Source organism: Enterobacter quasimori (assembly GCF_018597345.1).
Classification (GTDB): Bacteria; Pseudomonadota; Gammaproteobacteria; order Enterobacterales; family Enterobacteriaceae; genus Enterobacter; species Enterobacter mori.
Genome location: NZ_JAHEVU010000003.1, coordinates 313,097 through 330,491, shown reverse-complemented (window position 1 = coordinate 330,491; position 17,395 = coordinate 313,097). Strand labels below are relative to the sequence as shown.

Annotated in this window: 12 protein-coding genes; all 12 read left to right on the top strand. The window is 55.9% G+C overall.

Annotated features, from left to right (window positions below; all coding sequences use genetic code 11):
* Nucleotides 1-273 precede the first annotated feature (273 nt).
* The 12 genes from tssC (at nucleotide 274) to tssM (ending at nucleotide 17,385) form a co-directional block, all read left to right on the top strand.
* The gene (gene tssC, locus KK102_RS13630; RefSeq protein WP_126546295.1) at nucleotides 274-1,746 is read left to right on the top strand and encodes a type VI secretion system contractile sheath large subunit; all 1,473 of its coding nucleotides are present in this window, start codon (nucleotides 274-276) and stop codon (nucleotides 1,744-1,746) included.
* Nucleotides 1,743-2,159, top strand: a complete 417-nt coding sequence (gene tssE, locus KK102_RS13625) for a type VI secretion system baseplate subunit TssE (protein ID WP_126546294.1) — start codon at nucleotides 1,743-1,745, stop codon at nucleotides 2,157-2,159. Before tssC ends, tssE begins: the two co-directional genes overlap by 4 nt.
* A 4-nt stretch (nucleotides 2,160-2,163) precedes the next feature.
* The gene (gene tssF / locus KK102_RS13620) at nucleotides 2,164-4,017 is read left to right on the top strand and encodes a type VI secretion system baseplate subunit TssF (protein ID WP_126546293.1); all 1,854 of its coding nucleotides are present in this window, start codon (nucleotides 2,164-2,166) and stop codon (nucleotides 4,015-4,017) included.
* On the top strand, nucleotides 3,981-5,069 hold the full coding sequence (gene tssG / locus KK102_RS13615) for a type VI secretion system baseplate subunit TssG (protein WP_216357808.1): 1,089 nt from the start codon (nucleotides 3,981-3,983) through the stop codon (nucleotides 5,067-5,069). Before tssF ends, tssG begins: the two co-directional genes overlap by 37 nt.
* Before the next feature lie 24 nt (nucleotides 5,070-5,093).
* Nucleotides 5,094-6,383, top strand: coding sequence for a type VI secretion system-associated FHA domain protein TagH (tagH, locus tag KK102_RS13610; RefSeq protein WP_126546292.1), 1,290 nt, complete (start codon nucleotides 5,094-5,096; stop codon nucleotides 6,381-6,383).
* A 23-nt stretch (nucleotides 6,384-6,406) separates the two neighbouring features.
* On the top strand, nucleotides 6,407-6,913 hold the full coding sequence (tssJ, locus tag KK102_RS13605) for a type VI secretion system lipoprotein TssJ (RefSeq protein ID WP_420841354.1): 507 nt from the start codon (nucleotides 6,407-6,409) through the stop codon (nucleotides 6,911-6,913).
* A gap of 2 nt (nucleotides 6,914-6,915) precedes the next feature.
* A complete protein-coding gene (gene tssK, locus KK102_RS13600) occupies nucleotides 6,916-8,247 on the top strand; it encodes a type VI secretion system baseplate subunit TssK (protein WP_216357807.1) in 1,332 nt (443 codons plus the stop codon).
* Between the two features lie 4 nt (nucleotides 8,248-8,251).
* The gene (gene icmH / locus KK102_RS13595; RefSeq protein WP_216357806.1) at nucleotides 8,252-9,010 is read left to right on the top strand and encodes a type IVB secretion system protein IcmH/DotU; all 759 of its coding nucleotides are present in this window, start codon (nucleotides 8,252-8,254) and stop codon (nucleotides 9,008-9,010) included.
* 8 nt (nucleotides 9,011-9,018) lie between these two features.
* Nucleotides 9,019-11,700 carry a type VI secretion system ATPase TssH gene (gene tssH, locus KK102_RS13590; RefSeq protein ID WP_216357805.1) on the top strand — a complete coding sequence of 894 codons (2,682 nt, stop codon included), beginning with the start codon at nucleotides 9,019-9,021 and terminating at the stop codon, nucleotides 11,698-11,700.
* Nucleotides 11,697-12,425 (top strand): type VI secretion system-associated protein VasI, encoded by a 729-nt coding sequence (vasI, locus tag KK102_RS13585; protein ID WP_216357804.1) that lies wholly within the window; start codon nucleotides 11,697-11,699, stop codon nucleotides 12,423-12,425. Before tssH ends, vasI begins: the two co-directional genes overlap by 4 nt.
* Before the next feature lie 2 nt (nucleotides 12,426-12,427).
* Nucleotides 12,428-13,843: a type VI secretion system protein TssA gene (gene tssA, locus KK102_RS13580; protein WP_476728971.1), complete on the top strand. Its 1,416-nt coding sequence runs from the start codon at nucleotides 12,428-12,430 to the stop codon at nucleotides 13,841-13,843.
* Nucleotides 13,844-13,923: 80 nt separating this feature from the next.
* Nucleotides 13,924-17,385: a type VI secretion system membrane subunit TssM gene (tssM, locus tag KK102_RS13575; protein WP_476728972.1), complete on the top strand. Its 3,462-nt coding sequence runs from the start codon at nucleotides 13,924-13,926 to the stop codon at nucleotides 17,383-17,385.
* The last annotated feature ends 10 nt before the right edge of the window (nucleotides 17,386-17,395 follow it).

The window sequence follows — 17,395 nt, the reverse complement described above, 5'->3', positions numbered from 1 at the left end:
GATTATCCCGGTATGGGCTTGCGGAAAGATACCACCAGAACCGATGACGCACTAACGCTGGCAGTGAGCTGGTTATGTATCAGTCAGACAGGCGGCATCAACACAGAAACACTGGATGTATTGATTGCAGCGCCTGGCCAGAGGATCGGATGTCTGATGGATGAAATCATCCCTATCCACGGGTATCAGCAGATGAAGCCACACTGGCGGAAGGTGTTCCACTGACAGTGAAACCTGGCTCCAGAAATACAGATAAACACAAGGATTTTCAGTATGTCGTTACAGGAAGAGGAACTTGTTTCCACCCGCACTGAACAGGGAAGCCATGCCCCGTCATTGCTTGATGAAATCATGGCACAAACCCGCATCCAGCCTGGTGCTGACGGTTATGATATTGCCCGCCAGGGCGTAACGGCTTTTATTGCCAGCCTTCTGCAATCCAGTTCGCCAGCAGAACCCGTAAACAAACTGGCCGTGGACAGTATGATTGCGGACATCGACGCCCGCATCAGCCGTCAGATGGATGCTATTATTCACGCCCCTCAGTTTCAGCAACTGGAGTCATTCTGGCGTTCAATGAAGGCCCTGGTGGACCGCGTTGATTTTCGCGAGAATATTAAGGTTAATATTCTCCATGTCACCAAGGAAGAATTGCTGGACGACTTCGAGTTTGCGCCAGAGATTACCCAGTCAGGCTTCTATAAGCATGTTTATTCCAGCGGATTTGGACAATTTGGCGGCGAACCCATTGCAGCAGTATTGGGTGCATATGAGTTTAAAAATACCACGCCGGACATGAAGCTGCTGAACTATGTCAGCGCCGTCGGCGCTATGGCTCACGCGCCGTTCCTGTCTTCCGTATCGCCTGAGTTCATGGGGTTAAATTCCTGGACTGAATTGCCCAATATCAAGGATCTTTACGCCATCTTTGAAAGCCCGGCTTACACAAAATGGCGCGCCCTGCGTGATTCCGAAGACTCCCGCTACCTGGGGCTGACCGCACCGCGTTTTCTGCTCCGCCAGCCCTACTCCGCCACCGAAAACCCCATCAGAAGTTTCAACTACGCAGAAGATGTCAGCCACAGCCACGAGCATTATCTGTGGGGCAATACCGCCTGGATGCTGGCCAGCAATGTGGCCGACTCGTTCGCGAAATATAGATGGGCACCGAATATTATTGGGCCGCAGAGCGGCGGCGCGGTAAAAGATCTGCCGGTACATCTGTATGAATCAATGGGGCAGATTCAGGCCAAGATCCCAACAGAGGTGCTGATCACCGACCGCCGTGAATTTGAGCTGGCCGAAGAGGGGTTCATAACCCTGACCATGCGCAAGGGCAGCGATAACGCAGCCTTTTTCTCCGCCAATTCGGTTCAGAAACCCAAGCATTTTCCGGGTAAAGATGCCGAAACCAACTACAAACTGGGTACGCAACTACCGTATCTGTTCATTATCAACCGCCTCGCACACTACATTAAAGTTTTGCAACGCGAGCAGCTCGGGTCGTGGAAAGAGAGAAGTGATCTTGAGCGGGAACTTAATATTTGGGTCCGCCAGTATGTCGCTGACCAGGAGAATCCGCCTGCTGACGTCCGCAGCCGTAAGCCTCTGCGTGGCGCTAAAGTTGAGGTTCTGGACGTGGACGGCGAACCTGGCTGGTACCAGGTGGCGATTTCCGCACGGCCCCATTTTAAATATATGGGTGCGTCGTTTGAACTGTCTTTAGTCGGACGGTTAGACAAGTGATGCCGGAGCGCGAGAGGCCTGCCGGATCGCTGTTTGAGCGTCTGGAAAACCCTCCTGCCAGAAACTGGCGGGGGGACACTAATATAGAGGCATTCAGACAGTCCATTCGCCTCAGCCTGCGAAATATCCTGAACACCCGCGCCGGCAGTTGTCGAGGTACCCCTGCGCTGGGCATCGAAGAGCCGGAAGGGTCTGATAATTACCGCAGCGCCATGAGCCGGGCCATCGTGCAGTGCATTGAGTGTTATGAACCCCGGATCTCACACGCTGAGGTTCGGGCAGTACTTCCCCAGGTGGCCAGTCCACAGGAAATAACCTTCCATATCACCGCCTGGGTGACATTTAACGGCATCGACGATGTGCTTGAGTTTGATATGGCACCAGACGGCAGTCAGCATTATCGGGTGGAGTAGCAAAATGGAATTCGAAGAGCGCTATTACAGGCAGGAGCTGAATTACCTTCGGCAGTTAAGCAAACAACTGGCGACCGAAAAACCGCATCTGGCCAGCTTTCTGGCTGAAAAAGGGACCGACCCGGATATCGAGCGTCTGCTGGAAGGTGTGGCTTTTTTGACCGGTAATTTGCGCCAGAAAATTGAGGATGAGTTTCCTGAGCTGACACACGGCCTGATCAAAATGCTGTGGCCCAATTATCTGCGCCCGGTGCCGTCAATGACGCTGATTGAATACAGTCCGGATATGGACAAAACCTCCGTGCCGGTACGCATCCCCCGTAACGAACAGTTCACAATCGGTGCGAAGGCCTCTCAGGGAAACCATGTATTGTCTGCGTATTCCGGCAATGAGCACAATGCAGCTCCGCCCTGTACGTTCACTCTCTGCCGTGATATCTGGCTGTTACCCGTTCAACTGGATCAGATTGAGGATCGCAGTACGCCCCGCCATGGCATCATTGATATTACGTTTGCCGTCGCACCGGGTACAGATTTCACCACCCTGGATCTGAACAGGCTGCGCTTCTGGCTGGGCAATGATGATAACTATACCCGCTATCAGCTTTATCTGTGGTTTTGCGAATATTTACAGGGCGCAGAGTTGATTACAGGTGAGCAGTCGATCCCGATGCCTGAATTTATGCTGAAAGCTGTGGGATTTGAGTCAGAGGATGCCATGCTGCCCTGGCCCGGTAATGTCCACAGCGGTTACCGCATTCTCCAGGAATTTTTCTGCTACGCCGACAGTTTTCTCTTTTTCGATGCCCGTGGCATTCCGGCGCTACCTGACAGGTTGAAGGAGAACCGTTTCACTCTGCGGCTGCGTTTTTCACGCCCCTTACCGGTGGATATCCAGCTACATCGCGGCTCCCTGCGTTTATACTGTGCGCCCGCCATTAATCTTTTTTTCCATCATGCCGAAGCGATTACGCTGGATCACCAGCGGGCAGATTATCCGCTGATACCCAGTCGCCACTATCCGGATCATTACGACATTTTTTCGGTAAACAGTGTGGTGAGCCAGACGCAGGGTATCTTCAGAAAAAAAGAGTTTGGACAACCTGTTACCACACCTTCTGTACGTCAGTGGCCTGCTTTTGAAAGTTTCAGCCACCAGATGGAATACAGCCGTAAACGGGAAGTGGTCTACTGGCAGCACCGGACAAAGACCTCGCTGTTTCACCGGGGCTTTGATCATACCCTGGCTTTTATTCATGCCGATGGCAGCCACCCGGATGCCTTGTTGCTTAATAATGAAGTGGTCTCGGCATCGCTGACCTGTACCAACCGGGAACTGCCGGTACAGATCCTGCCTGGCGACATCACAGGTACAACAGGTAAAAACGCGGCAGTGGCATCATTTCGCAATATCACCCGCCCCACGCCGCCACTCTGGCCGGTTATAGACGGTAGCCTGCACTGGTCCCTGCTGTCCGCCATGAACCTGAATTATCTATCTCTGCTGGATGCTGATGCGCTCAAACAGGTCATAGCCAATTTTGATCGCCACGCCATTCATCATCCACAACTGGCACGCCTGTCACAGCAAAAACTGGATGCCATTGAACGGCTGGAAACCAGGCCTGCTGATCGCCTGTTTACCGGGATACCGGTGCGTGGTCTGGCGTCAACCCTGTATATCCAACCGGGGCCGTTTGTCTGTGAGGGTGAGATGTACCTGCTGGGCGCAGTTTTGTCACACTTTCTGTCGCTGTATGCCAGCGTCAATTCATTCCACATGCTCACCCTTGTTAACACGGAAAGCCAGGAATCATGGAAATGGGCGGAAAAAACCGGGCAACACCCGCTCATCTGAGTCCGGACGATGCTCCGGTACAGGATGAACAAAACGCGTTACGGGAGAGTTTTCTTCAGGATGCCTGTGCCTGTAATTTTTTCGCCCTCTCCGAACTGCTGCACCGACTGGCATCAGAGAGCGGTGAAACGCTGGCGTTATCGCTGGATACCCCTCCGGCACAGGAGACCATTCGTTTCCGGGCTGATGCCAGCCTGGGATTTCCGGTAAGTGATGTCAGCGCGCTGGAGCAGGAGGCCTCCGGGCAGTTCCGGATGACTACCACCTTTATGGGGCTACAGGGCAGCCAGTCTCCCCTGCCTGGTTATTATCTTGATCGCCTGGCCTGGAAGTCCGTGCAGGAGCAAAGTCCGGTTGGCGATTTTCTGGATATGTTCAGCCATCGCCTGACACAGTTTGTCTGGCATATCTGGCGTAAGTACCGCTACCACGTCAGTTTCCGTAACGGCGGCGTGGATGCGTTCTCGCAGCGGATGTATTCCCTGGTGGGGCTGGGCCACCGGCAGCTTCGTGACCGGCTGGCAATTAATCACAGCAAAATGCTGGCCTATGCCGGAATACTGGCGAATCCGGGACGCTCGCCGGAGATCGTCTGCTCGTTGGTCGCTCACTGTTTCGATTTAAATTTATCTGACGTAACGCTGCAAAACTGGCAGCGGCGAATGGTGGAAATAGAGCCGGATCAGCAGAACAGCCTCGGATGTTACACGATTAAAAATGGCGAAAGACTGGCCGGTCGATCGGTGCTGGGCGGTTTTGTTCTCGGGACGAGTGTTCCCGATCTCAGCGGTAAATTTCAGCTAAGCATTAACAACCTGAGCCGTAAACAGTTCCTCTCGTTCCTGCCATCAGGAGAAAGCTTTCTGCCGCTGGCGATGTTTGTCTCCTTTGTCCTGCGCGATCAGCTTGCCTGGGATTTGCACCTGGGATTGGCGCCGGAACAGGTGGGCACCATGCGCCTGGGCGATAACAAGAGCGCACTGCTGGGCTGGACGTCATTTCTCGGCGATCCGGGAGAACATCCCTCAGTCACCATCAGGGTCAGGGAGTAAAATATAACCAACATGGAGCAGAATATGGCGGAAGAAAAAACGCGGCAACAAACGCTTTCACTGCACGTCGTTAACGGCAGCGAACTGGAAAGCGGGCGTGCGGCACGGTGTCTGTTCACACAGAGCGGGGATGTGGGCCACAGCAGTGAGTGCCACTGGTCGGTTCAGGACAGGCATCAGGATGTTCCGGCGAAAGCGTTCACCATCAGTCTGCATGACGGTGCATTCTGCCTGCATCCGCTGACCGCATCACTATGGCTGAATCAGGCCAAAGTCACGGTAGCTGCAGATCTGGTGCACTTACGTCAGGGCGATGAGATCCAGACGGGACATCTGATACTCCGGGTTTATCTGAACCAGGGCGGGCTGCGGCATTACGACGACGAGATGGCCACCCCTGAAACCATCGTTTCTAACCACGATATTCTGTCAGACACGCTGCTGTCCACTGACGGCGCGCCGGAATATCCGGGAATGCCATCCCGCCACCAGCTCGCCGATACCGTTATAAATGGCTTTTCCACCGATCCGTTGCAGGCGCTGCGGACCGAAAGTCTGACCACAAGGAGCGATCCCCTTGCAGCGTTCGCGCCAGTCCAGCCATCCACCCCGTTGTCCGACCCGGTCACGCATGGCGGGATCAACACGCCGTTTATGGATCTGCCGTCCATGTATGCCGATCCGCAGGACCGCGATGATAGCGCGACTTCACCGACAGACGTGGCACAGCGCCATCTTGCCGTCACCCCGTTACTGCGTGGGCTGGGAGGAGCGCTTGCCGTGCATAACACGGCAGATGCCGACGATTTTCTGGAAGAAGCCGGTAGGACATTGCAGGCGGCGGTTAAAGGGTTGCTTGAGCTACAGCAGCACCGCAACAGCCTGTCTGACAAACATCTTCGCCCGCTGGAAGATAATCCGCTGCGCCTGAATATGGACTACGCCACCGCGCTGGACGTGTTGTTTGCCGAAGGAAAAAGCCCGGTACATCTCGCCGCACCTGCTGCCGTCAGCGAGAGCCTGCGCAATATCCGCCATCACGAAGAAGCCAACCGCGCCGCCATTGTGGAATCGCTACGCGTGCTGCTGGACGCCTTCTCGCCGCAGAGCCTGATGCGTCGTTTTGTGCAGTACCGCCGCAGCCATGAACTGCGCAAGCCGCTGGATGATGCCGGAGCATGGCAGATGTACTGCGATTATTACGATGAGCTAGCCTCCAGCCGCCAGCAGGGTTTTGAGATGCTGTTTAACGAAGTGTATGCCCAGGTTTATGACCGGGTACTGCGTGAAAAACAGCGGGAGCCGGAAGCATGACCAGGCGTTTTTGCCGGACCTGGATGGCAGTGGCATTGTTCACCGTCGGTTTAACCGGCTGTGAAACAGCAAAAAAAATCGGCCAGGTTATCACAAACCCGGATATTCAGGTCGGCAAACTGGCTGACCAGTCATCACAGGTCACGATCACGTTGCTGACCGAGCCGGATGCCAACATCAATGCGGACGGTGAAGCGACGGCGGTGGACGTGCAACTGGTTTACCTGAGTGATGATTCGAAATTACAGGCTGCGGATTATGACCAGCTCGCCAGCACACCGTTACCGGACGCGCTGGGGAAGAACTATATCGATCACCAGGATTTCAGCCTGCTGCCCGACACAATAAAGACCCTGCCAATGATGAAAATGGATGAAAAGACGCAGTTTATCGGCGTGATTGCCTACTTCTCCGACGACCAGACTACACAATGGAAGCAAATCGAACCGGTGGCCGGAACAGGACACAACTACCGCCTGCTGGTGCACATCCGGCAGAGCAGTATTGAAATGAAAAAAGAGGATGATTAACGATGGCAACCACGCGAAACAAGGTGATGTGGCGGGAAGGGACACTGATGCGTCCGCACCATCTCCAGCAGCAACAACGCTATAACGAATATGTGAATAATCTGCGTTTTCGGGCCGTTCATGATTTGTCCTGGGGATTTACGGAGTTGTCCATCAACCACGAATTGCTGGCACAGGGTAAAATCATGCTCGACAGCGCGTCGGGTACGCTGCCGGATGGCACGGTGTTCTCCCTTCCGGATCAGGATGCGCTACCCGATCCGCTGCATCCGGACAATTTTCCCGATGAAGAAAGCCGTAATGTCTATCTGGCCCTACCCGTCGCCAGCGATGTGAGAGGCGAAGTCAGTTACGGGCAACAGATCGGGCGTTACCGGCTGAACGATACTGATGTCCGGGATCTGCATTCAGAGAATGGTGATGCACGGGCACTGACGCTGGGTCAGTTAACCCCCCGTATTATGAGCGGGGCAGACGATATGAGTGCATATGTCACGCTGCCACTGTGTCGTATCAAAGACAGGCGTGCAGACGGCTCTCTCATGCTGGATGACAGTTTTATCCCCTCCTGTCAGAACATCCATGTCAGCGCACGGCTGCGTGAATTTCTCCGCGAAGTCCAGGAAGCGGTCGGCGGCCGGGCCAATGACCTGGCTAACCGCATTGGTTCTCCGGCGCAAAGTGGTATTGCCGATGTGGCGGAATTTATGATGCTGCAACTGCTCAACCGTAACCAGACCCGGTTCACCCACCGCGCCCGCAGACCACAGCTTCATCCGGAAGAGTTTTATCTCGATCTTGCCGGGCTGCTGGGCGAACTCATGACATTTACCGAACCGTCCCGTCTTCCCTGTCCACTGGATATCTATGATCACCGTAATCTGACGCTCACATTCAAAACACTGTTGCCGGAAGTGAAGCGGGCACTGCATACCGTCCTGTCGCCCAGGGCGGTTAATCTGCCGCTGCATCTGCGCGATGGCATCTGGCAGGCTGACGTACATGACTCAGTGCTGTTGCAGTCGGCCACCTTCGTGCTGGCGGTGGCGGCGAAAATGGAAACCCTGCAACTCCAGCGCCAGTTTATCCAGCAGTCAAAAATTTCCTCACCGGAAAAAATTCGCAATATGGTTAGCGTGCAAATCCCCGGTATCCCGCTGCATACGCTGATGGTGGCCCCCCGCCAGCTTCCGTACCATGCCGGTTTCAGCTATTTCGAACTGGACAAGAGCGGTACAGCCTGGGCGGATGTGGCGGCCACAGGTGCCATCGCCCTGCATGTATCCGGTTCGTTTCCGGAACTGAATATGCAACTGTGGGCTATAAGAGGATAAAGCGATGGATGAGCTGTCAATGTCCCCTTTACCCGGATATGAAAGCGAAGGCCTCCGCCAGTACCAGCTTACGCTTCGTGGCAACAGCCTGAACCCGATGATCGACGCCGCCACGCCGCTTCTGGGGATGGTGATGCGCGTTGCGGGAATGAACAGCCATGCCATGCCTGAACACCTGTTCACTCAGGTGGTGACGGATGTGCAGGCGGTGGAGCAACTGCTCCAGGAGCAGGGCTATGAGCCAGGCGTGATTATCTCGTTTCGTTACATCCTCTGTACCTTTATAGATGAAGCGGCGCTGGGTAACGGCTGGTCCAATAAGAACGAATGGATCAAACAGTCGTTACTGGTGCATTTCCACAATGAAGCCTGGGGTGGTGAAAAGGTCTTTATTCTGCTGGAACGCCTGATGCGCGAGCCAAAACGCTACCGGGATCTGCTGGAGTTTTTGTATATCTGCTTTTCGCTGGGCTTTCGCGGGCGCTATAAAGTCGCGCCTCAGGATCAGGGGGAGTTTGAGCAGATATACCGCCGCCTGTATCACGTCCTGCATAAACTGCGCGGCGATGCGCCCTTTCCACTGCTGCACCAGGATAAAAAAATCCAGGGCGGACACTACCAGCTTATTAAACGACTGACCGTCCGCCACGTTCTGTCCGGCGGCATTGTCGTGCTGACGCTGTTTTATCTGTTCTATCTGCTGCGCCTGGATGGCCAGACGCAGGACATTCTTCACCAGTTAAACCGGCTGCTCGCCAGGTAAGGACACATATGATCCAGATTGATTTGGCCACACTGGTAAAACGACTTAACCCTTTTGCGAAACAGGCCCTGGAAGCCGCAGCCTCGGAGTGTATGAGTCAGCAGGCGGCGGAAATCACTGTCAGCCACGTACTGCTCCAGATGCTGGCTATCCTGCGCAGCGATTTACGGGTAATTACTGAACGCGCCGGGATCAACTCCGAGGATTTACGCCAGGCGCTGACAGTAGAAAATTACGCCACAACCCGTTCAGTGGATAGCTATCCATCGTTTTCCCCCATGCTGGTTGAATGGCTGAAAGAGGCCTGGCTGCTGGCGTCTACTGAAATGCAGCAGACAGAGCTGCGCGGCGGCGTCCTGCTGCTCACCGTGCTCCACTCGCCGCTGCGCTACGTGCTGCCTGCCGCCGCCCGGCAGCTCACCGCCATCAACCGCGACCAGCTACAGCAGGATTTTGCCGGATGGACGCAGGCGTCCGCCGAGTCGGTTACGCTGAATGCGGACGGACAGGTCATCAGCGCCGCAGCCGATACCGGCGACAGCCTGCTTGCCCGCTACGCCAGAAACATGACCGATGATGCCCGCAACGGCAAACTCGATCCGGTATTGTGCCGCGATAACGAAATCGACCTGATGACAGACATTCTCTGCCGCCGCCGTAAAAACAACCCGGTGGTGGTTGGTGAGGCAGGCGTCGGTAAAAGCGCGCTGATCGAAGGACTGGCGCTGCGTATTGTTGCCGGTCAGGTACCAGAAAAACTGCGCGATATCGATATTATGACCCTGGATCTTGGCGCATTACAGGCAGGCGCATCGGTTAAAGGCGAGTTTGAGAAGCGCTTTAAGGGGCTGATGGCGGAGATCATTCAGTCACCGAAACCCGTTATTCTGTTTATCGACGAAGCCCACACGCTGATTGGCGCGGGCAACCAACAGGGCGGGCTGGATATCTCTAACCTGCTAAAACCTGCGCTGGCACGCGGCGAACTGAAAACCATCGCCGCCACCACCTGGAGCGAATATAAAAAATACTTCGAGAAAGACGCCGCCCTGTCGCGTCGTTTCCAACTGGTAAAAGTACGCGAACCCAATGCTGCCGAAGCTACCATTATTCTCCGCGGCCTGTCGGCGGTGTATGAGCAGTCCCATGGCGTGCTGATTGACGATGAAGCGTTACAGGCAGCGGCGGCATTGAGCGAGCGCTACCTTTCTGGTCGTCAGTTGCCGGATAAAGCCATCGATGTGCTGGATACCGCCTGTGCGCGGGTGGCAATTAATCTGTCATCTCCTCCCCGGCAAATTTCGGCGCTGACCACACTGAGCCATCAGTGCGAAGCGGAAATCCGCCAGCTTGAGCGTGAAATCCGTATTGGCCTGCGATCTGACACCTCGCGGCTGAATGAGGTGCTGGTGCAGTATGATGAAACACTGACAGAACTTGATGAACTGGAAGTTGCGTGGCATCAGCAGCAGGCGCTCGTGCAGGAGATAATCGCGCTACGCAGGAGGCTGCTGGATGAATCCGTGACGGGGCAACCAGAAACCGTCCCCGAAGGCTGTCCGGCAGAACGGCTGGCCGCGCTGACCGCCGAACTGGATAGTCTGCACCATACGCAGTTACTGGTTTCTCCACACGTCGATAAAAAACAAATCGCAGCAGTGATTGCCGAATGGACAGGCGTACCGCTTAACCGTCTGTCGCAGAACGAAATGTCGGTCATCACCGATTTGCCGCAGTGGCTGGGCGACACGATCAAGGGCCAGGAGCTGGCGATTAAGCATCTGCATAAGCACCTGCTGACAGCACGTGCGGATCTGCGCCGTCCGGGGCGACCGCTCGGCGCGTTCCTGCTGGCCGGTCCCAGCGGTGTGGGCAAAACCGAAACCGTGCTGCAGCTGGCGGAACTGCTCTACGGCGGTCGCCAGTACCTCACCACCATCAATATGTCGGAATTTCAGGAAAAACACACCGTCTCGCGCCTGATCGGTTCGCCACCGGGCTATGTCGGCTATGGCGAAGGCGGCGTGCTGACCGAAGCCATCCGTCAGAAACCGTACTCCGTGGTGCTGCTGGATGAAGTGGAGAAAGCCCACCCGGATGTACTTAACCTCTTTTACCAGGCCTTTGATAAAGGCGAAATGGCTGACGGCGAAGGCCGTCTAATTGACTGTAAAAACATCGTCTTCTTCCTCACCTCCAATCTGGGCTATCAGGTAATTGTCGAACATGCAGATAACCCGAAAACCATGCATGACGCGTTGTACCCGGTGCTGGCGGATTTCTTCAAACCTGCGCTGCTGGCACGCATGGAAGTGGTGCCGTATCTGCCGCTGTCGCGTGAAACGCTCTCCGTCATTATTGCCGGGAAGCTGGCGCGACTGGATAACGTGCTGCGTACCCGTTTTGGTGCGGAGGTGGTGATTGAACCGGAGGTGACCGACGAAATCATGCAGCGCGTCACCCGCGCCGAAAACGGTGCGAGAATGCTGGAATCGATCATCGACGGCGAGATGCTACCGCCGCTCTCCCTGCTGTTGTTGCAGAAAATGGCAGCGAACACGGCGATTGCCCGTATCGTGCTGAACGTGACGGATGGTGCGTTTACCGCTGACGTTGAAGATGCACCGGACGACAGCTTCGTGAAAAACAGACAGCCTGAACCGGAAACAGAGGACGAAACCGTTCTATGAGCAGAATGCAGACGCTCCTGATCATGATGCTACTGCCAGGATTATTCCCCGGCGCAGTACAGGCGGAAACACCTGTGAAACAGGCGCTTGCCGTACTGCCGGGAGGTGTGGTGCCGGAAACCAACGCGCAGACGACGCTCAGTGCCATGATGGACTGTCGCCGGGAGCCTGCTGCGCTGGAGCGTCTTGACTGCTATGACAATATTCTGGCCCCGGAGCAATCCGGCTTTGATGGCGCGCTGGTAAAGGCCAGCTATGAAGGTGAAGCCTGGAAGCGGGCCTTCACTCAGGAAAAACAGCGTCCTGACAACTCCACCATACTGATGATGACGCAGAGCGGTGGAGAGCGGCCAACGGTCATTATCACCACGCCCGCTATCGGCAACGTACCGCCACGCCCGGTGCTGATGTTCAGTTGCGTGGATAACATCACCCGAATGCAGGTGGCACTGCCCCATGCCATGACACCTGACAACATCGCCGTGACGCTGACCACTGACAATGGACGTTTTCAGTCACACTGGTTTATCCGCGAGAACGGTTATCTGCTGGAGGCCAGCCGGGGCTTATCCGGCATTGTCGAAATCAAACAGCTTTTCGGTGCAAAGACCCTGGCCATCAACACCGGTACGGACAGTGCCGCCGGGAAACTGACATTTAACATTGACGGGCTGGCGAAAACTATCGCACCGCTGCGTGACGCCTGCCACTGGGCGGGGGAATAAAAATGGCAATGGACTTACGTAACCCGGATACCTGGATTTCACACCTACTGGAAAATCTGCCGGAAGATAAACTGACCTCCGCGCTGAAAGATGATAATCCTGACTGGGAATATATCGACGGCGAAATGCTTAAACTTGGCTCGCTGGCGCACAGTCAGCTGGATATCCCGGAGATTCAGCGCCGGGGATTAGTGCTTCTGGCATCGGAAAACAAAGATTTTCGCCTGCTGGCCCACCTGTTACGCACGCTGCAACACGCCGGCGATCCGCTGCTGGCGTTACGTTTACTGACGTTGTATGTGGAACATTACTGGGCGCAGGCCGCACCGCAAAATGCCGTACATAAACAGCGCTTTGCTGCTCAGGTTATCAAACGCTTTGAAGCCGGAGTGGGGAGTTTCGCAGACAATGCAGACACCACGCAGCGCGACATCCTGCTGGCTGAGCTGGCAAAACTGGCACAGCGCTGGCAGGTGCATAATGTTCCGGTGCTGGCACAGGCCGTAGATGACCTCTCATCGCAGTATCGCCGGGCATTTCACAGGGCTGCCCCTGTGCACCCTGCGCCGCCATCCATCGGTTCGCCTGCGCGCACTGTCTCTCCGCCCGCTCCAGCATCGGTGACGGCGTCTGCCATCGCTGCTGTCCCGACTGTCGATATTGAAAGTCACGATGACAAGTCCTGGCGCGACACACTGCTGAAAGTCGCCGCTATTCTCTGCGATCGCCAGCCGGACTCGCCGCAGGGTTACCGCCTGCGACGCCATGCGTTATGGCAGGCCATTACATCCGTACCCCAGTCAGAAAGCGACGGGCGGACACCGCTCGCGGCGGTGCCTGCTGATATGACCGCCGATTATCAGACCCGACTGAACAATGCCGATCTGGCGCTCTGGCAGCAGGTGGAAAAAAGCCTGCTTCTGGCCCCGTACTGGCTCGATGGCCATTATCTTTCGGCGCAGACCGCGCAACGCCTGGGTTACACCAGCGCAGCGGAAGCCATCCGGGATGAAGTGACCCGTTTTCTCGCCCGCCTGCCGCAACTGGCCTCCCTGCGGTTTAATGACCGCACACCGTTTATGAGCGAGCAGACAAAACAGTGGCTGGCGACGTCTCCGGGCAGTCAGACAGCCCCGGTTGTGCGGACCGATGAAGACACAGAGGTTGTTCGCCAGTGTTTCAGTGAGCAGGGACTGGAAGCCGCGCTGCAATACCTGGAAAAGCTGCCGGAAGGCGATCCGCGCGATCAGTTTCTCCGGCAGTATCTTGGCGCGCAACTGATGGAAGACGCCGGAATGGTGCAGCTTGCGCAGCAGCAGTACCGGATGTTGTTTAAAGCAGGGCTGCGTATGACGCTGGCTGACTGGGAGCCGTCCCTGCTGGAGCAACTGGAAAAAAAATTCACGGCAGAAAAATAATAAAGTAACAAGGAGTTACCGTGTTCAGATTACCAACACCCCGACTGTTCAGCAGTCTGCGATCCGCCCTCCGACCGGCGATGCCCCGCGTAAAGGTTTCCGCCGCCTGGCTGCTGGCACTGGCGTGGATTGTACTGCTGGTATGGATCTGGTGGAAAGGCCCGTCATGGTCGTTATACGACGAGCAGTGGCTTAAACCGCTAACGAACCGCTGGCTGGCGACGGCGATATGGACGCTCGCGGCGCTGGTATGGCTTACCGTCAGGGTAATGAAGCGCCTGCAACTGCTGGAAAAACAGCAAAAACAACAGCGTGAAGAGGAAAAAGATCCTCTGACCGCAGAGCTCACTGCCCAGCAACGTTATCTCGACCACTGGCTGCTGCGTCTGCAACGCCATCTCGACAACCGTCGCTACCTGTGGCAACTGCCGTGGTATATGGTTATTGGTCCATCCGGAAGCGGCAAAACGTCGCTGCTGCGCGAAGGTTTTCCGTCCGACATTATTTACGCCCCGGAGGCCGTGCGAGGAGTGGAGCTGCGCCGGTATGTTATCCCACATGTGGGAAAACAAGCGGTCATTTTTGATGCAGATGGCCTCCTCTTTGAGCAGCAGGAGGCGGATGTGCTGCACCGTCGCCTGTGGACAACAATGCTGGACTGGCTGGTACAAAAACGCGCCAGACAGCCGCTGAACGGCCTGATACTGACGCTGGATCTGCCCGATCTTCTGACTGCTGACAAACGACGCCGGGAGCACCTGTTGCAAATCCTGCGCGGACGTTTGCAGGATATACGCCAGCACCTTCACTGCCAGTTACCAGTGTATGTGGTGCTGACCCGGCTGGATCTCCTGCACGGTTTTGCGGCGCTGTTTGAGTCTCTGGACAGGAACGACCGCGATGCCATTCTTGGCGTCACCTTTACCCGTCATGCCCATGAAAATGACGACTGGTGCGCGGAGCTGAATGCGTTCTGGCAGACCTGGGGCGAACAGCTCAATAACGCCCTGCCGGAGCGGATGTTAACCCCCGGATCCCGCAGTTCCCTGTTTAGCTTTGTCCGCCAGATACAGGGGAGCCGCGAGCCGCTGGTATCCCTGCTGAACGGACTGCTGGACGGAGAAAATATGGACGTCATGCTGCGTGGCGTGTACTTCACCTCCTCCCTGCAACGCGGCCAGATAGACGATATTTTTATGCAGTCTGCCGCCCGTCAGTTCCGCCTGGGCAACAGCCCGATGACGGCCTGGCCTCTGGTGGACACGGCCCCCTATTTTACCCGCAACCTGTTTCCACAGACCTTACTGGCAGAGCCTAACCTCGCTGGTGAAAGCCGCGTCTGGCTGATGCAGTCCCGCCGACGGTTATCGGTGTTCTCCGTCATCGGGGGCATTGCCGTGCTGCTGCTGATTACGGGCTGGCATCACTATTACAATACCAACTGGCGATCCGGCATCACTGTACTGGAGCAGGCAAAAGCCTTTATGTCTGTTCCACCACCACAGGGTATGGACGATTACGGCAACCTGCAATTGCCGTTGCTCAACCCGGTGCGTGATGCCACGCTGGCCTACGGCGACTGGGATGATCGCAGCCGCCTGGCCGATATGGGATTATATCAGGGCAGACGTATCGGCCCATATGTGGAGCAGACCTACCTGCAACTACTGGAGCAGCGTTACCTCCCGGCTCTTTTTAATGGACTGGTAAAAGAGATGAATGCTGCGCCGCCGGAGAGCGAGGAAAAACTCGCGGTGCTGCGCGTCATCAGAATGCTGGAGGATAAAAGCGGACGCAGCAACGAAGTGGTGAAACAGTACATGGCAAAACGCTGGAGCGATAAGTTCCATGGCCAGCGTGATCTCCAGGCGCAGTTGATGTCTCATCTGGACTACGCCCTGCAACATACTGACTGGCGCGCGGAACGTCAGGCAGGCGACGGTGACGCCATCAACCGCTGGACACCGTATGACGGCCCGGTGCTGGCGGCTCAGAAAGAACTCAGCAAACTGCCCGTCTACCAGCGTGTTTACCAGAGCCTTAAAACGCGTGCGCTCGGCGTGCTGCCCGCCGATCTGAACCTGCGTGACCAGGTGGGCGCCACGTTTGATCAGGTGTTTACCTCCGGAGATGATAATAAACTTATTGTTCCGCAGTTCCTCACCCGTTACGGCCTGCAAAGTTATTTCGTCAAACAGCGCGATGCACTGGTCGAACTGACGGCGATGGATTCCTGGGTGCTGAACCTGACTCACAGCGTGAAATACAGCGAAGCCGACCGGACAGAAATTCAGCGCCAGCTTACCGAACAATATCTCAGCGACTACACCGCAACCTGGCGCGCCGGAATGGATAACCTCAACGTGCGTGGTTATGAATCTGTTGCGGAGCTGACCGGGGCGCTGGAGCAAATTATCAGCGGCGATCAGCCGCTTCAGCGGGCGCTGACGGCACTGCGCGACAACACGCAGCCCGCCGTACTCTCTGAAAAACTGGATGACAGGGCGCTTAAGGAAGCCATGGCTGAGCCGGATTATCAGTTATTGACCCGTCTGGGGCATGAGTTCGCCCCGGAGAACAGCACGCTGGCGGTACAGAAAGACAAAGAAAACACCCTGCAGACAGTCTATCAACAACTGACGGAACTGCACCGTTACCTGCTGGCTATTCAGAATGCGCCGATATCGGGAAAATCAGCGCTGAAGGCGGTGCAGCTACGGCTGGATCAAAACAGCAGCGATCCAATCTTCGCCACCCGCCAGATGGCAAAAACATTGCCTGCCCCGCTTAACCGCTGGGTGGGCAGGCTAGCCGATCAGGCCTGGCATGTGGTGATGGTGGAGGCAGTTCATTTTATGGAAGTGGACTGGCGCGACAACGTGGTCAAACCCTTTAATGAACAACTCGCCAACAACTATCCGTTTAACCCGCGATCATCACAGGATGCGTCACTGGATGCCTTTGAACGCTTCTTTAAACCGGACGGCGTGCTGGATACCTTTTATCAGCAGAACCTGCGGTTGTTTATGGAGAACGACCTGAGCCTGGGTGACGGGGACAACAGCGTCATCATTCGCGAGGATGTCAGCAGGCAACTGGAGACCGCACAAAAGATCCGCGAGGCATTTTTCAGCCGCCAGAATGGGCTGGGCACCCAGTTTGCCGTGGAGACCGTATCGCTTTCCGGCAATAAACGGCGCAGCGTACTCAACCTTGACGGTCAGTTAGTGGACTACAGCCAGGGCCGCAATTATACCGCGCATCTGGTTTGGCCAAATAACATGCGTGAGGGTAATGAAAGCAAGCTGACGCTGATTGGCACCGGCGGCAAAACGCCGCGCAGCATCGGTTTCAGTGGGCCGTGGGCACAGTTCAGGTTGTTTGGCGCAGGGCAGCTTACTGGCGTGCAGGATGGCACATTCAGCGTGCGCTTTAACGTGGACGGCGGCGCAATGGTGTACCGGGTGCATACGGACACGGAAGATAATCCGTTCACCGGCGGGCTATTCAGCCAGTTCAGGCTGCCGGATACCCTGTACTGAGGAGGCTGAA

What these genes read in the sequence shown, in the direction of transcription:
- tssC (WP_126546295.1), top strand. Translation starts at nt 274, where the DNA reads ATGTCGTTACAGGAAGAGGAACTTGTTTCCACCCGCACTGAACAGGGA.
- tssF (WP_126546293.1), top strand. Translation starts at nt 2,164, where the DNA reads ATGGAATTCGAAGAGCGCTATTACAGGCAGGAGCTGAATTACCTTCGG.
- tssG (WP_216357808.1), top strand. Translation starts at nt 3,981, where the DNA reads ATGGGCGGAAAAAACCGGGCAACACCCGCTCATCTGAGTCCGGACGAT.
- tagH (WP_126546292.1), top strand. Translation starts at nt 5,094, where the DNA reads ATGGCGGAAGAAAAAACGCGGCAACAAACGCTTTCACTGCACGTCGTT.
- tssJ (WP_420841354.1), top strand. Translation starts at nt 6,407, where the DNA reads ATGGCAGTGGCATTGTTCACCGTCGGTTTAACCGGCTGTGAAACAGCA.
- tssK (WP_216357807.1), top strand. Translation starts at nt 6,916, where the DNA reads ATGGCAACCACGCGAAACAAGGTGATGTGGCGGGAAGGGACACTGATG.
- icmH (WP_216357806.1), top strand. Translation starts at nt 8,252, where the DNA reads ATGGATGAGCTGTCAATGTCCCCTTTACCCGGATATGAAAGCGAAGGC.
- tssH (WP_216357805.1), top strand. Translation starts at nt 9,019, where the DNA reads ATGATCCAGATTGATTTGGCCACACTGGTAAAACGACTTAACCCTTTT.
- vasI (WP_216357804.1), top strand. Translation starts at nt 11,697, where the DNA reads ATGAGCAGAATGCAGACGCTCCTGATCATGATGCTACTGCCAGGATTA.
- tssA (WP_476728971.1), top strand. Translation starts at nt 12,428, where the DNA reads ATGGCAATGGACTTACGTAACCCGGATACCTGGATTTCACACCTACTG.
- tssM (WP_476728972.1), top strand. Translation starts at nt 13,924, where the DNA reads ATGCCCCGCGTAAAGGTTTCCGCCGCCTGGCTGCTGGCACTGGCGTGG.